Here is a 14,077-nt window from a genome sequence, read left to right as displayed (position 1 = left end):
TTTCAACGTGCGCCCTCGGGCCTTGCTTTTCTCCATTTAACTATATGTAACTTAACATCAAAAAAATTGCACCCCAACTGTTTGACAATTGGGGTGCAGTTTTAAAGTTTCTTCATTTATTTATACAAAGGTCCAAACGTTTGGCATGCGCGGTAGTCTGCGCTTTCCAAATCAGCGGTACCAAACATATCCCATGCACTTGGACGGAAGATTTTATCTTCTGGAACGTTATGCATGTTTACTGGAATACGTAAAATGGATGCAAGGGTAATCAAATCCGCACCGATGTGGCCGTAGCTCATGGAGCAGTGGTTGGAGCCCCAAGCGTTCATTACTGAGTACGTATCTTTAAATACACCTTCTCCTGTAACACGTGGTGCAAACCATGTCGTTGGCCAAGTTGGGTCTGTGCGTTGGTCTAATTTGTCATGTACTTCTTCAGGAATTTCTACTGTATAGCCTTCTGCGATTTGTAAAACTGGCCCTAGACCTTTTACTAGATTTAGTCGTGCTATGGTAACAGGCATATCTCCTTTTGTGAGCATATCCGTAGACCAGCCGCCTCCACGGAAGTACTCAGTAGAAGCTGGTCGGAATAGGGTTGAATCTAGCATCTTTCCTACTTCTTCTTCTGTTATTTCCCAGAATGGTTTCATTACTGGCTTGCCATCCTTCGTTTGCTCCCCAGTTCCGTCTAGTGCAGCTGCACCAGAGTTTAATAGATGGATGATGCCGTGCTCTGCTTTACCTGTTAACGTATGTCCTGTTACGCGCTTCACCGCATTCGGGCTCCAGAATGTACGAACATCTGCGAATACTTGAGCAGTGTTTGTAAGCAAATGTCCAAATAACATGGAGACACCGTTCAGTGTATCGTTTTCTGTTGCGACAATGTATGGTGCACGAATGCCGTTCCAGTCAAAGGAGCTATTTAAAATCGTTTCCATAAAGTCTCCGTTCGGGAAGTGGTCCGTCCATTGACGTTGACCTTGGAATCCGCCAACGATTGCATTGCGACCACCAGCTTCCTCTTCATAGCCCATTTCTGCAAGCTTCGGATTGCCCACCATTAGATCACGAGCAATTAAGGTCATTTTTACACTTGTTTCCCAGTCTTGATCCTTTTGTTCTCTTGTACGAACAAAGCCTTCAGGGTTGTTATCTGATCCTTCTTTACAGTTTTCCTTTACCCATTTTAATGCTTTTTCGAATTCTTCTTTATCGTAAATTTCTTCATTCATTCGGCGAACAAATTCCGTCATATCGACAAATTCGTTACGCATGCCTAAATATTCTTGGAAGAAATCCACATCCGATAAGCTTCCGACGATCCCCATTGAAATGTTCCCCATTGCTAAATAGGATTTATCCTTCATCGTTGCGGCAGCAATACCAGCCTTAGCAAAGCGTAATAGCTTTTCTTGAACATCGCTTGGAATGGTTAAATCGTCTAAATCTTGAACATCTTCTCCGTAAATGCCAAAGGCAGGAATTCCTTTTTGGTTATGCGCCGCAAGTACAGCTGCTAAGTATACTGCTCCAGGACGGTCTGTACCGTTGAATCCCCATACTGCTTTTGGTGTTGTAGGATCCATATCCATCGTTTCAGATCCATAGCACCAGCAAGGAGTTACTGTAATCGATACGCCAACGCCTTCTCGTTTAAACTTTTCTGCAGCTTTTGCAGCTTCTGCCACACCACCAATTGTTGTATCCGCAATGACGCATTCCACAGGTTCGCCATTGTTATAACGTAAGTTTTTCGTTAAAAATTCTGCAGTTAATTTTGCAAGTCCCATTGTTGTTTCCTCTAAGGATTCCCGTACCCCTCTTCTTCTTCCATCAATTGCAGGGCGGATACCTATTTTCGGATACTCGCTATAATATCTGTTTTCTTTTGTCATCATTTATTCCTCCTATAGTATCATGTTTTAAATGTATTTCACGAACCGTTCATAAGCCGCTTCCCATTCGGATTGGCTTTGTGGCTCGTAAATTTTCGTAGTAAAGGAATGCTCCACAATTTGTCTTGCCTCTTGTAAATCTTTTATTTCTCCTAAAGCCATGAACTGTCCAATTGCATTTCCAATCGAGCTCACTTCAATCGGGCCGGCTACTACTGTCCGCTGTGTAGCATTCGCAGTGAATTGGCATAACCATTCATTTTGGATGCCCCCACCGCCCATGTTGATTACTTCAATTGGCTTATTGGTTAAATGCTCTAATCGCTCCATCACCCAACGATATTTCAAGGCTAAGCTTTCCAAAATCGTTCGGAGTATGGCCCCTTTTGTTTCTGGAATCGTTTGGCCAGTACGGTCACAATAGGACTGGATTTGCTGGGGCATGTTTTCTGGATTTAAAAACTCCTTTTTGTCTGGGTCGATAAAGCTTTGGAACGGTTTTGCTCCTTGAACCAGCTCCGCTTCCTCCGCATAGGTAATGGCTCTACCCTCGCGCTCCCAAATTTGTTTACATTGTTGAATGAGCCATAATCCCATACTATTTTTCAACAGTCGATATTCCCCGTCCATGGTGCCTTCATTGGTAAAGCCCCATTCGAACGCTTCCTCCGAAACAACCGGCTCCTTCACTTGTACGCCTACTAAAATCCATGTTCCACAGCTCATAAATGCTGCGTTTTCCTGCTTGATTGGTAGGGCTGCTAATGCACACGCTGTATCATGCCCAGCACTTGCAATCACTTGAACCGGATTCATATTCAATTCTTTATTAATAGCACCTACTGTTGGTCCAAGAATCGTTCTTGGCTTTACTACTGGTGCCATTAGGTTCGTAGGTAACGGATAAAGCTCCATTAGCTCCTTATCCCAATCTTGCTTTTCTACGTTAAATAGGGATGTCGTGGTGCTGATCGTATACTCATTTGCCTTGACGCCTGAAAATAAGTAGCTTACTAGATTTGGTGTCAAAAGTAAGGACTCGGCTTTTTCTAGTAGCTCAGGCTGTCTTTCTTGTATAGCAAGCAGCTGGCAGATGGTATTGATCGGAGACGGCTCCACTCCAGAGCGTCGAAACCAATCTTGTTTGGTTGTTTTTTCTAAAACAAGCTCCATTCCTCGAAAGGTTTGATTGTCACGATAGGAATACGGATTACTAAGCAACTCACCACTCTTGGACAGCAGACCAAAATCTACTCCCCATGTATCAACCGCTAGACTTGCTACATCGGTGTGACCACTTTTTATACTTTTCGCAATTCCAACCTTCATCTCTTGAAAAATACGTAATAGATCCCAGTAAAAGTGGTTCGTTAAAAATACTGGGTGATTCGAAAAACGATGGGTTTCTTCAATATGTAATTTTTCACCATCAAAGGTACTTAACATCAATCGTCCATTCGATGCCCCTAAGTCAAAGGCCCATACTTTTTTCATGCTTCACACACCCCGTTATTTTGCATCCTTTAAAAGCTTTTGGCGATACTTTTCGGATGATAGATTACGCAAATCCTCCACTTCTTCATCTGTTAATATCCGTGGATTTCCAACTGTACGACTAATCGTGAATACTTTGGCAGACTCTTCGACTAGCTGCATAAAGAAGAAGGCTTCCTTCATTGTTTTCCCGACTGTTAATACCCCATGATTGCGCATCACGACCACATCGTTCTCTTCAATAACCTCTGCCACTGCATCTGCTAGGACGTGTGTGGTTGGAATCATATATTCTAAATACGCAACACTCTTCACCATCGCCGGATAATCTGGAAATAATGGTGGAATGGTTTGACCTGTTGAGGACACCCCTACAGAGTAGCTAGGGTGAGCATGAAGTACTGCTGTTATGTCCGGTCTTTTTCGAAAGCATTCCAGGTGCATCAAAATTTCCGAGGATGGTTTTAAGTCATCCAACACTTCACCAGTCTCAATATGGACTCGAACCCATTGATGATCTTCTATTTCTTTTAAGTCGAAACCGCTTGGAGACAGGTACATAATGTTTCCATCTCGCATACTGAGGTTTCCACCTGCTCCTACGACTAGACCCGTATCGACTATCTTGTTCGCATATTGCTTTAACTGTTCTATTACCTGTGACAACGGTATCCCTCCTATCCTTAAATTGGTTCTGAAATTGGTCGCATAAAGATTTCAATCACTCTGCTCTTAGGGGACTGGTTCACGATAAACAGAATGGCATCCACCACATCACTAGCGTCTAAGAAGTTTTCTAGGCTAGGATCCTCTGGTGTTCTACCAGTACCCATCGCAAAGTTTGTATGAATTCCCCCAGGACATAAGCTGCTTACTTTTATTCCAAACTCTCGCACCTCTGCGTCCAACGCTTGAGCAAAACCGACTTGAGCAAATTTCGTGGCACAATAAATCGTCTCATTCGGTAACCCCTTCTTCCCAGCAACTGAAGCAATGTTTACAATATGACCGTACTTTTGTTCCTTCATGAAAGGAAGAATCGCTTTCGTAAAGAGGAAGGTACTTCGCATATTGCTATTCATCATGGCATCATAATCGTCAATCGTTAAATCATCGAGCTTGCCATAACGGCCGATGCCAGCGTTATTAATTAACATATCTACTTTGGTAAAGGATTCCTTCACAATGGCAATCACTTTCTCCACAGTTTCCTCCTTGGAAACATCTCCTGCAACAGGAATCAGTTTGACTTGATTGGTTTCCTGGATTTCCTTCGTTTCTTCCGTTAGCTGCTCTAAGTCATCCCCATTTCTCGTAACAGCAATAACATGTACGCTTTCTTTTAAAAATGCTTTTACTGTCTCTTTCCCAACACCTTTACCTGCACCGGTAACAACAGCTACTTGACCATTAAGCCCCATTTTGTAGTCCCCTTTCTTTAACAGTCATGCTATGAAATGTGCATGTGCACCATTCTATTATTTTTCCTTGATTCAAATGAAAGAAGAAAAAACAATAGAATGGTTGGAGGCATATGCCTCCAACATCTTCTTATTCGTAAATGACTGCTTGTATCTCTTCGTCTTCAATATTGTTTTTGTCGTACCAATAGAATCCAGTATCGATTACTTCTTCAACCTCTTCGCCATTCATTGCCGCAACAGCAGCTTTTACTGTTTCATACCCAATTCCAACTGGGTTCTGAGTAATTGCTCCAGCCATTGTGCCGTCTTTAATCGCGTCAATTTGTGGTTTACTAGAGTCAAAACCGATGATGGTAAGCTCGCCTTCTTTCCCCATTTCTTTAACGGCGTTCACAACACCAATTGCAGATCCTTCGTTCGAGCCATAAATACCTTTTAAATCTGGATGTGCTTGCATAATTGCTTTTGCCGCATCTGTCGATTTAAGATGGTCCCCACCACCATACTGAATGTCTACAATTTCAATATTTGGATATTTTTCTTCAATTGTCTCAACAAAACCATCACGACGATCAATACCAGTAACACTTGTTTGGTCATGCACCACTAAGGCAACTTTTCCTTCTTCTCCAATTAGCTCTGCCATCTTGTCAGCAGCTAATGCAGCCGCCGCATAGTTATCTGTAGATGCTGTTGCTAATGGAATGTCACTTTCAACCCCTGAGTCAAAGGCAATGATAGGAATTCCTGCAGAATCTGCTTGCTGTAGTAAAGGAATAGAAGCTTGACTATCTAGGGCAGCAAATCCGATTGCATCCGGCTTTTTATCTAGAGCCGATTGAAGCATTTCGATTTGTTTATCTACTTGCTGCTCTGTTTCAGGACCTTCAAATGTAATTTCCACGTCAAATTCTTCAGCAGCTTGTTCTGCACCAGATTTAACAGCTTGCCAGAATTGGTGCTGGAATCCTTTCGATACGATCGCGATATACGGCTTACCGCTATCGCCGCCTCCTTCGTTGGAACCGCCTGCTTCGTCATCCCCACATGCAGCTAGTACGACGGAAGCGAAAAACAATACAACCAATGACATTAAGAACTTTTTCACATTGATCTCCCCTTTATTTTGTTTGTATAAGACTCCTATTATTGGAGTTAATACCATTCGAAAATGATGTAGCTCGCTTTATTTCGCTTTACTACGGCGTAAAATGTCTGCGTAAACCGCTAGAATTACAACAAAGCCTACAACAACTGTTTGCCACTCCTGCGGTACGGAAAGAATACGAAGACCGTTTGTTAAAACACTCATAATTAGTGCCCCAATCACAGTACCTACCATCGTACCTTTACCACCACTTAAGCTCGTTCCACCAATTACAACTGCCGCAATTGCTTCTAACTCATACCCCATACCAAGTGCAGGCTGTGCGGAATTTAGGCGAGCAGCCATTAGCACCCCTGCAATACCTGTAAATAAACCAGCAATCGAGTAAATAATGATTTTCCAACGATCGACGTTTACTCCTGAAAGTCTTGTTGCTTCCTCATTACTTCCAATAGCGAATGTGTAACGACCTACAGCTGTTTTGTTCAAAATGATGTAGCCGACAATCGCCATTAAGAAGAAGATTAGGACCGCATTTGGAATGTCTACTCCTGGGATCATGGTGCCTAATGCAATATCTGTAAAACCTGGTGAGTCCGTAAAGTAAATTGGTTTCGTTCCAGAGATGACAAGCGCTAAACCTTTCGCTATCATCATCATCGCAAGTGTTGCAATAAACGGTGGAATTTTCATCTTGGCAACGGCTGAACCTACTAATAGCCCAGCAACCCCACCTGATAAAATCCCTAAGAATACACCAAGCAATGTTGGTACACCCCAGAAGGTAATAAATACACCAGTCATAACAGAAGTTAATGTCATCGCCGTACCAACAGATAAGTCAATCCCGCCAGTAATAATGACAAAGGTTGTACCTAATGCTAGAATTCCAATGACAGAAGTGGAAAGCAAGATGTTCATTAGGTTGGACCATTCAAAGAAGTTCGGTGAAGCGATTGAGAAAAATAGTAATAAAACAATTAAACTCGCAAAAGCTAAAATTTGTTGTAATGCACCAGATTTGAACGGTGATTTTCGTTTTTCCCCGATTTCAGGATTGTTTACTTCTGGTTTCATTCGTTTAACCCCCTCTATTTCGTCTATCCAATTCGTTGCGTTGCATATGTCATTATTGATTCCTGGGAAGCGTTTTCAGCGGAAAGCTCACCAGTAATTCTTCCTTCACACATCACCATCACCCGATGACTCATCCGAAGTACCTCTGGTAGCTCCGATGAAATCATGATGATCGACTTTCCTTCCGCAGCTAGCTCATTTAACAGCTTATAAATTTCACCCTTTGCCCCAACATCAATCCCTCTTGTAGGCTCGTCAAAGATTAAAATGTCACAATCTCGAGTTAACCATTTGGCGATAACCACCTTTTGCTGATTCCCACCAGAAAGGTTTCGAACATTTTGATGCACACTCGGTGTTTTAACCTTTAGCTTTTCAACCATTTCCTCAGAAACAGTTTTAATCTTTTTATCCTTCATCCAACCAATCGCGCCTAAAAAGGAATCCATTGTCGCGATTGCAATGTTGGATTTCACATCCATATCGACCATTAATCCAAAGCGTTTACGGTCTTCTGATAAATACCCAATACCGTGTTGAACGGCATCTTTTGGAGACTTGATTTTTACTGGTTTACCGTTTATCCGAATTTCACCGGAGTCGATGGAATCTGCACCAAAGATTGCTCGTGCTACCTCCGTTCGACCAGCTCCCATTAAACCAGCAAAGCCAAGGATTTCTCCTTTTTTCAAGTGGAAGTTAATATCCTTCAGCACTTTTCCACGATTTAGATTTTTAACCTCTAGCACCAGTTCCTCTGTGCTGGAGTGTACTTCTGGTTTAGAAGATTGATAGATTTGTCTTCCAACCATCATAGAAATGATTTCATCAATCGTTGTATCCTTTGTGCTAACGGTACCAATATACTCTCCATCCCGCATTACCGTAATGCGATCGGTTATCTTTTGTAATTCTTCCATTCGGTGAGATATGTAAATGATACCGACACCATCTTTTTTCAGCCTATCCATAATGACGAATAAGGCATCTATTTCGGCTTCTGTTAACGCTGCGGTTGGCTCATCCATTACTAAAACCTTTGAGTTAAAGGATAATGCCTTTGCTATTTCAACCATTTGCTGCTTTGCTACGGAGAGGTCGGCAACATAGTCTTTTGGATTTAAGTTAATATTTAGCTGGTCAAAAAGTCTTTGCGCATCCTCATTCAGCTTCTTTTCATCAAGCAACATCCCGAATGCTTTCCGTGGCTCTCGTCCAATAAAGATATTTTGAGCAACCGTGAGATCCTGGGCTAGATTTAATTCCTGATGAATAATACTAATCCCCATCTCCTGCGCTTCTTTCGTATTGGATAACTGAATTTCCTTACCTTGATACAGGACCTTCCCAGCATCCTTTTGGTAAATACCGGTTAAGATTTTCATCATTGTTGATTTTCCAGCACCATTTTCCCCAACAAGACCAACAACTTCTCCTTCTTTCAGCTCTAGCTGTACGTTGGATAACGCTTGAACACCAGGGAAACCCTTTGAGATGCCCTCCATTTTCAGTAAAACCGTACTCATTCCATCACCTACTTTTGTTAAAGTATGGTGCAAATAATCCCTGCATGTTATTTATGTTACCGATAACAAATTACGATAAAAAAATATGCTTTTGAACAGGGATCTTTACACTCTCAAACTTTTCAGAATTGTAAGCACTTACATTTTTGATTTATTGTTTAGATTATAACGAATGCAAATTAGGAAATCAACATAAAAATTGAAATAATCTTAATTTAAAGATAATTATTACGATTCCATTGTACGCAAATACGTATCCCAATCGCTTCTAAACTGGTTCAAACCAATATCTGTAAGTGGCGATTGAAACATTTTTTCAAAGGTAGAATAGGACATCGTAATCGCATCCACACCTGCATTGGCTAAATCCACAACGGTTTGTGGTCCACGAATACTCGCTCCAATTACCTTCGTTTCCGCCTTTAGGTTCTGAATAGTAGTCAAGGATTCTCTAATGAAACGTTGTCCATCTAAACTATGATCATCTGCACGACCAACATAAGGACTAATGTAAGCAACACCCGCTTTTGCCGCCAACACCACATGTGCCAATGAATAGACGAGGGTCATGTTCACTTCCACATCTTTTTTTACAAGCTCACTGGCAGCTGCCAAGCCTTCAAAGGTCATTGGTAGTTTAATAACCATTTTTCTTCCCCACGTATTCATCTCAATTGCTTGATCGTACATTTCCTCTGCTGTTTTCCCAGTAACCTGACACCAAATTTTTCCGTCAATATACTCGGCAATTTCCCTTATTTTACTTTTGAATTCTTGCTTTTCCTTTGCAATAATACTTGGATTGGTCGTTACACCATCTAAAAATTTCATTCGTGATGCCTTTTTAATTTCCTCTATATTTGCTGTATCTACATAAAACTCCATTGTCATCCTCCTTTAGTCATGTAACTCTTTATAAATGGGAACCAATTGTTCATAGGACCGCTTGAAAATATTAAACATATTATCATAAATTGCTTGATTGCTCTTATTCGGAGCATGAGTCGCTTGTTGATCTACCCAGCTTTTCGCAACCGTAAAGTCCTTCAGCAATCCAACCCCAACTCCACCAGCAATGGCCGCACCCATGGATGTCGTTTCATCTAATAGCTTTGGAACCTTGATTTGCACCCCATAAACATCCGCTAATATTTGTCGCCAAAGGGCACTTTTTGCTCCTCCACCAAACAACCACATCTCCTCCACCGTTTGACCTGCATTGCGGAAGGCCTCTAATATAACGCGTAGGTTCATCGTAATGCCTTCCAATGCTGCTCTTGCCAGGTCACCACGGGTATGCTTAATATTTATGCCGATAAAAGCGCCCTTTGCTTGTGGATTCCACCATGGGGAACGCTCTCCGAGAAGATACGGTAAATATAGCAGCTTATTGGCCCCAGGGATGGATCCCGCCGCTTCCTCATTCATCAAATCATAAATGGACTGATTTTCCGCTAGCTTGGCATCTTGATAAAATTGATCTCGTACCCATTGGTAGGAGGCACCTGCCGCCTGCATAGTCCCACAAGGCAAATACTTCGTCTCATCAAGATGGATAAAATTAAATGTTTTCATTTCCGGGTCTAGTACCGGTTTATTGCTACTTAAGGCAATCCATGAAGAGGAACCAATATAATTAAAAATATCACCATCCTCAATGATCCCTGCTCCAAGGGCGGCACAGCTTCCATCGCCTCCTCCCATTACAACAGGAGTTCCTTGCGTTAGGCCTGTTTCTTTTGCGGCTTGACTTGTCACTTCACCAAGTACGTGTGAGGAAGGATAAAGCTCTGGCAGCTTTGCTTCATCGATTTCCCACGCCTCCAAAATTGCAGATGACCATTGCTTCGAGCGAATATCTAGCAAATTCATCCCACTAGCATCGGAATAATCGGTGCCAAACCTTCCAGTAAGTTTATAAATCAAGTAATCCTTTGCATGTAAATGTTTATAGGTTTGCTTATAGATGTCTGGCTGGTGTTCCTTCAGCCAAACCATTTTTGCTCCCGAATAGGATGAGCTAATGCGATGGCCTGTTATATTATAAATTTCCGCAAAGCCAATCGTTTCACTTAGCTGATTTGCTTGCTGCTCGGCCCGCATATCTGCCCAGATCATGGCATGACGGAGAGGTTGTCCATTTTCATCAACAGATACAACGCCTTGCATTTGTGCACTAAAGGAAATACTAGCAATTTGCGCAGGGGCAATGGATGCTTGGTCAATTAATTTTTTGGTTGATACACAAACCGCTTTCCACCAGTCTTCCGGATTTTGCTCGGCCCACCCCACTTTAGGAAAATAAGTGGCATAAGCAAAAAACGTTTTGGCGATTAAGTTGCCATCTTGATCGTAAAGTGTCGCTTTATTTCCAGTTGTGCCTATATCATGGGCTAATAGAAACTTTGTCATTTCTCAACCTCCGTTTCACTCGGTTACAACACCTTTTTTAATAATAATATTGGCATATAGTGCCGATTCCCCTGTTGCTAACACCGCAAAGGCTACCTTTGCACGCTCATAAAAATCAAAGCGATTTTCAAACGCAAACTCTTTGAACTTAGTATCATGCTTTTGAATAATAGATTCATATTCTTTCCAAATGGTAGGCTCTGTTGGATCATTTGGCTCTACTTGCATAAGGGCAACCGAATATTCGCTATACGTCGTATCGAGCGGGAATAACTGCAAAATCGCATCCAGCAGCTCTGGTACCCCATGCCCATCAGCACGCAGCAATCGCTTTCCACATGTAGCTGCCGGAAAGTTCCCATCTGCAATAACAAGCTCATCCCCATGCCCCATCTCTAAAAGCGCTTTCACTAATTCAGGCGATAAAATACTTGGGATTCCTTTTAACATTTGAGTTCCTCCTTATTTGAGATGCTATCTCTTAGCATTGTATACGAGAAAATGTTTTCCGACAATATATAAAAATGGTAATTTTCTAAATACGATGTCGAATAAAGAGGTGCAGATTGTGGAATTTTTGCGGTTTTTTGGGGGATTTTTTGTGGATTTTTGAGGATTTTTGGGGCGTGTTGGAGGATTAAGTTGATATGTTGAAGGATTGTGGCGGGATGTTGGATGATTAATATAATTAATTGGATAATGTTGATGTGATGTTGAATAATTGATTTAATTTGCTGAATGATTATATCATCTTGTTGAATGATCCCTCTCACTTGAATGATTATTACAGCATCTTGAATGATTATTACAGCATCTTGAATGATTCCACCCATTTACTGCATGATTATCGTGCGATGTTGAATGATTCCACCCACCAACTGCATGATTAAAGGCAAATCCTAATGAATTCCATCCACCAACTGCATGATTAAAGGCAAACCTTAATGAATTCCACCCACCCACCTACTGCATGATTATAAATTAATTCCCACCAAACCAATCCAAACAAAAAAAGCCCAAACCCCCAACGTTTGGACTTCTCACCTATACCCCTCATCCACCAAGCATTACCGCTGACATGAGTGCACCTTTCACACCCGCTTCATCACCTAATTCTGGTGGGACGATATAATCTTTCATGTTTCCCTTCTTCAATTGTGGAAAATCTAAGTATCCTGCTAACAGTTCCTCAAGTGCGTCGTAAATAAAAGGGAAGAGTTGTTTTTGCTTCATTACCCCTCCACCCATTACAATTTTCTCTGGGCTCACAACCATCACAAAATTCATCAATGCTTGGGCTAAATAATAGGCTTCTAGCTCCCATGCCACGTGGTCTTGAGGCAAATCCACGCCCTTCATTCCCCAGCGTTTTTCAATGGCCGGGCCTGCCGCCATTCCCTCTAAACAGTTTGGGCCATGAAACGGACAATTACCTTCAAACTGTTGATCCTTTGGATGCGGAAGGACAAGCGTATGACCCATTTCAGGATGGGAAATGCCGCTCAATGTTTTGCCATTTACATAATATCCCGCTCCAATACCAGTTCCAACAGTAATGTACATACAGCTATTCACATCACGCCCTGCACCTAATAGCTTTTCCCCAAGTGCGGCAACATTTACGTCACTATCAAAGGCAATTGGAACATGAAGCTTTTCCTCAAGCTCCCCAACAAAGTTGTATTGTTGCCATTTGATCTTTGGTGTACTCGTAATATATCCATATGTAGGACTTTCCTTGTTAACATCAATTGGCCCAAAGCATCCTACCCCAAGCGCCTGAATGTTTTTGCCTTGGAAAAATTCCATTACTTTAGGCATTGTGACCTCAGGTGAAATCGTATCAATCACAACCTTTTCGTGCACTTCCCCATCTTCATTTCCAATAGCACAAACAAACTTCGTACCACCAGCTTCAATTGCTCCAAAAAGCATACGATACACTCCCCCTCATTTCTCGATCAACACGTTTTATGCTTCATATCCGTTCGGGTGATTTTGAAACCAATTCCAAGCAGTGCGAATCATCACGTCTAACGAATCATATTGCGGCTTCCAGCCAAGTACTTGCTTCGCCTTCTCGCTAGAAGCAACAAGCTTTGCCGGGTCTCCTGCTCGACGTTCACCAATTTCAGCTGGAATTGCATGTCCCGTTACCTTGCGTGCAGTGTCAATTACCTCTTTTACGCTAAAGCCATTTCCGTTCCCTAAGTTATACGCGCCACTTTCGCCACCTGCTAATAGTTTTTCTACTGCTAAAATGTGGGCTGAAGCTAAATCAGTAGCATGGATATAATCGCGAATGCACGTACCATCTGGAGTGTCATAGTCATCTCCGTAAATAAATATTTTCTCTCGTTGTCCAAGTGCAACTTGTAAAATAATCGGGATTAAGTGGGTTTCTGGATTGTGGTCCTCGCCAATTTTGCCCTCCAGGTGTGCGCCTGCAACATTGAAGTAGCGAAGTGCCGTGTAATTCAAGCCATATGCATTTCGACACCACTTCATCATTTTTTCAATTGCAAGCTTTGTTTCACCATACGGGTTTGTCGGTTCGGTTGGGTCGGTTTCTACGATTGGAATATTTTTTGGCTCCCCATAAACTGCTGCCGTTGATGAAAAAACGATATGGTTCACATTATATTTATGCATGCTCTTCAGTAAAATCATTGCGCCATAAACATTATTGTCATAATAGCTAAGTGGGTCCTCTACACTTTCTCCAACTAAAGAATTCGCTGCAAAATGAATCACAGCATCAATAGACTGTTCTTCAAAAATTTTTGCTAGGAAAGCTTCATCGCGTAGATCCCCATTATAAAATGTTGCACCAGGTAGCAATGCTTGTTCGTGTCCTTTTTGCAGGTTATCAGCAATAACAACATCATAGTTTTGCTCTAGAAGTGCAGCAACTGTATGACTTCCAACATATCCTGCTCCACCCGTAACTAAAATCGCCATAACTAGTCCTCCTATGTAAATATATGTATCCTTCCATAACTGTCAAAAGTAACCATCTATATAAGTATACTACAAAAAAATAGTAAAATAGAGATGTTTCCATATGTATTTTTTTGCAAAATTTATTTTTCAGTAATGCAACAAGACTAACTTTTTCTTTTCTAAAATAAA

Annotated in this window: 12 protein-coding genes; all 12 read right to left on the bottom strand. The window is 41.7% G+C overall.

What is annotated here, in order from left to right:
• Positions 1–116: 116 nt before the first annotated feature.
• The 12 genes from C1A05_RS02850 to galE all read right to left on the bottom strand — a co-directional run bounded on the left by C1A05_RS02850 (position 117) and on the right by galE (position 13,906).
• Positions 117–1,907: an L-fucose isomerase gene (locus C1A05_RS02850; RefSeq protein ID WP_200816462.1), complete on the bottom strand. Its 1,791-nt coding sequence runs from the start codon at positions 1,905–1,907 to the stop codon at positions 117–119.
• A gap of 24 nt (positions 1,908–1,931) precedes the next feature.
• Entirely contained in the window at positions 1,932–3,398 is a 1,467-nt protein-coding gene (locus C1A05_RS02845) for a rhamnulokinase (RefSeq protein WP_102026655.1), read from the bottom strand.
• Positions 3,399–3,413: 15 nt separating this feature from the next.
• Positions 3,414–4,064 carry a class II aldolase/adducin family protein gene (locus C1A05_RS02840; protein WP_102026654.1) on the bottom strand — a complete coding sequence of 217 codons (651 nt, stop codon included), beginning with the start codon at positions 4,062–4,064 and terminating at the stop codon, positions 3,414–3,416.
• A gap of 17 nt (positions 4,065–4,081) precedes the next feature.
• Complete coding sequence (locus C1A05_RS02835) at positions 4,082–4,819, bottom strand: SDR family oxidoreductase (protein ID WP_102026653.1); 738 nt, start codon at positions 4,817–4,819, stop codon at positions 4,082–4,084.
• 130 nt (positions 4,820–4,949) lie between these two features.
• Positions 4,950–5,930, bottom strand: a complete 981-nt coding sequence (locus C1A05_RS02830) for an ABC transporter substrate-binding protein (RefSeq protein WP_102026652.1) — start codon at positions 5,928–5,930, stop codon at positions 4,950–4,952.
• Positions 5,931–6,008: 78 nt separating this feature from the next.
• Entirely contained in the window at positions 6,009–7,007 is a 999-nt protein-coding gene (locus C1A05_RS02825) for an ABC transporter permease (RefSeq protein ID WP_102026651.1), read from the bottom strand.
• A gap of 23 nt (positions 7,008–7,030) precedes the next feature.
• Positions 7,031–8,533, bottom strand: a complete 1,503-nt coding sequence (locus C1A05_RS02820) for a sugar ABC transporter ATP-binding protein (RefSeq protein WP_102026650.1) — start codon at positions 8,531–8,533, stop codon at positions 7,031–7,033.
• Between the two features lie 228 nt (positions 8,534–8,761).
• Positions 8,762–9,418: a transaldolase family protein gene (locus C1A05_RS02815; RefSeq protein ID WP_159461980.1), complete on the bottom strand. Its 657-nt coding sequence runs from the start codon at positions 9,416–9,418 to the stop codon at positions 8,762–8,764.
• 12 nt (positions 9,419–9,430) lie between these two features.
• Positions 9,431–10,945, bottom strand: coding sequence for a xylulokinase (gene xylB, locus C1A05_RS02810; RefSeq protein WP_102026648.1), 1,515 nt, complete (start codon positions 10,943–10,945; stop codon positions 9,431–9,433).
• 15 nt (positions 10,946–10,960) lie between these two features.
• Positions 10,961–11,395 carry an RbsD/FucU family protein gene (locus tag C1A05_RS02805; RefSeq protein WP_102026647.1) on the bottom strand — a complete coding sequence of 145 codons (435 nt, stop codon included), beginning with the start codon at positions 11,393–11,395 and terminating at the stop codon, positions 10,961–10,963.
• Between the two features lie 603 nt (positions 11,396–11,998).
• Positions 11,999–12,880, bottom strand: a complete 882-nt coding sequence (locus C1A05_RS02795) for an ROK family protein (RefSeq protein WP_102026645.1) — start codon at positions 12,878–12,880, stop codon at positions 11,999–12,001.
• A 36-nt stretch (positions 12,881–12,916) separates the two neighbouring features.
• Positions 12,917–13,906 (bottom strand): UDP-glucose 4-epimerase GalE, encoded by a 990-nt coding sequence (gene galE / locus C1A05_RS02790; RefSeq protein ID WP_102026644.1) that lies wholly within the window; start codon positions 13,904–13,906, stop codon positions 12,917–12,919.
• Positions 13,907–14,077: the final 171 nt, after the last annotated feature.

This window comes from Salirhabdus sp. Marseille-P4669 (genome assembly GCF_900240405.1).
Lineage (GTDB): Bacteria > Bacillota > Bacilli > Bacillales > Alkalibacillaceae > OEQK01.
Note: the sequence above shows the minus strand (reverse complement) of the source record. Positions and strands in the feature narration are given on the sequence as shown.

What these genes read in the sequence shown, in the direction of transcription:
- C1A05_RS02805 (WP_102026647.1), bottom strand. Translation starts at nt 11,395, where the DNA reads ATGTTAAAAGGAATCCCAAGTATTTTATCGCCTGAATTAGTGAAAGCG.
- C1A05_RS02835 (WP_102026653.1), bottom strand. Translation starts at nt 4,819, where the DNA reads ATGGGGCTTAATGGTCAAGTAGCTGTTGTTACCGGTGCAGGTAAAGGT.
- xylB (WP_102026648.1), bottom strand. Translation starts at nt 10,945, where the DNA reads ATGACAAAGTTTCTATTAGCCCATGATATAGGCACAACTGGAAATAAA.
- C1A05_RS02825 (WP_102026651.1), bottom strand. Translation starts at nt 7,007, where the DNA reads ATGAAACCAGAAGTAAACAATCCTGAAATCGGGGAAAAACGAAAATCA.
- C1A05_RS02795 (WP_102026645.1), bottom strand. Translation starts at nt 12,880, where the DNA reads ATGCTTTTTGGAGCAATTGAAGCTGGTGGTACGAAGTTTGTTTGTGCT.
- C1A05_RS02845 (WP_102026655.1), bottom strand. Translation starts at nt 3,398, where the DNA reads ATGAAAAAAGTATGGGCCTTTGACTTAGGGGCATCGAATGGACGATTG.
- C1A05_RS02820 (WP_102026650.1), bottom strand. Translation starts at nt 8,533, where the DNA reads ATGAGTACGGTTTTACTGAAAATGGAGGGCATCTCAAAGGGTTTCCCT.
- galE (WP_102026644.1), bottom strand. Translation starts at nt 13,906, where the DNA reads ATGGCGATTTTAGTTACGGGTGGAGCAGGATATGTTGGAAGTCATACA.
- C1A05_RS02850 (WP_200816462.1), bottom strand. Translation starts at nt 1,907, where the DNA reads ATGATGACAAAAGAAAACAGATATTATAGCGAGTATCCGAAAATAGGT.
- C1A05_RS02815 (WP_159461980.1), bottom strand. Translation starts at nt 9,418, where the DNA reads ATGGAGTTTTATGTAGATACAGCAAATATAGAGGAAATTAAAAAGGCA.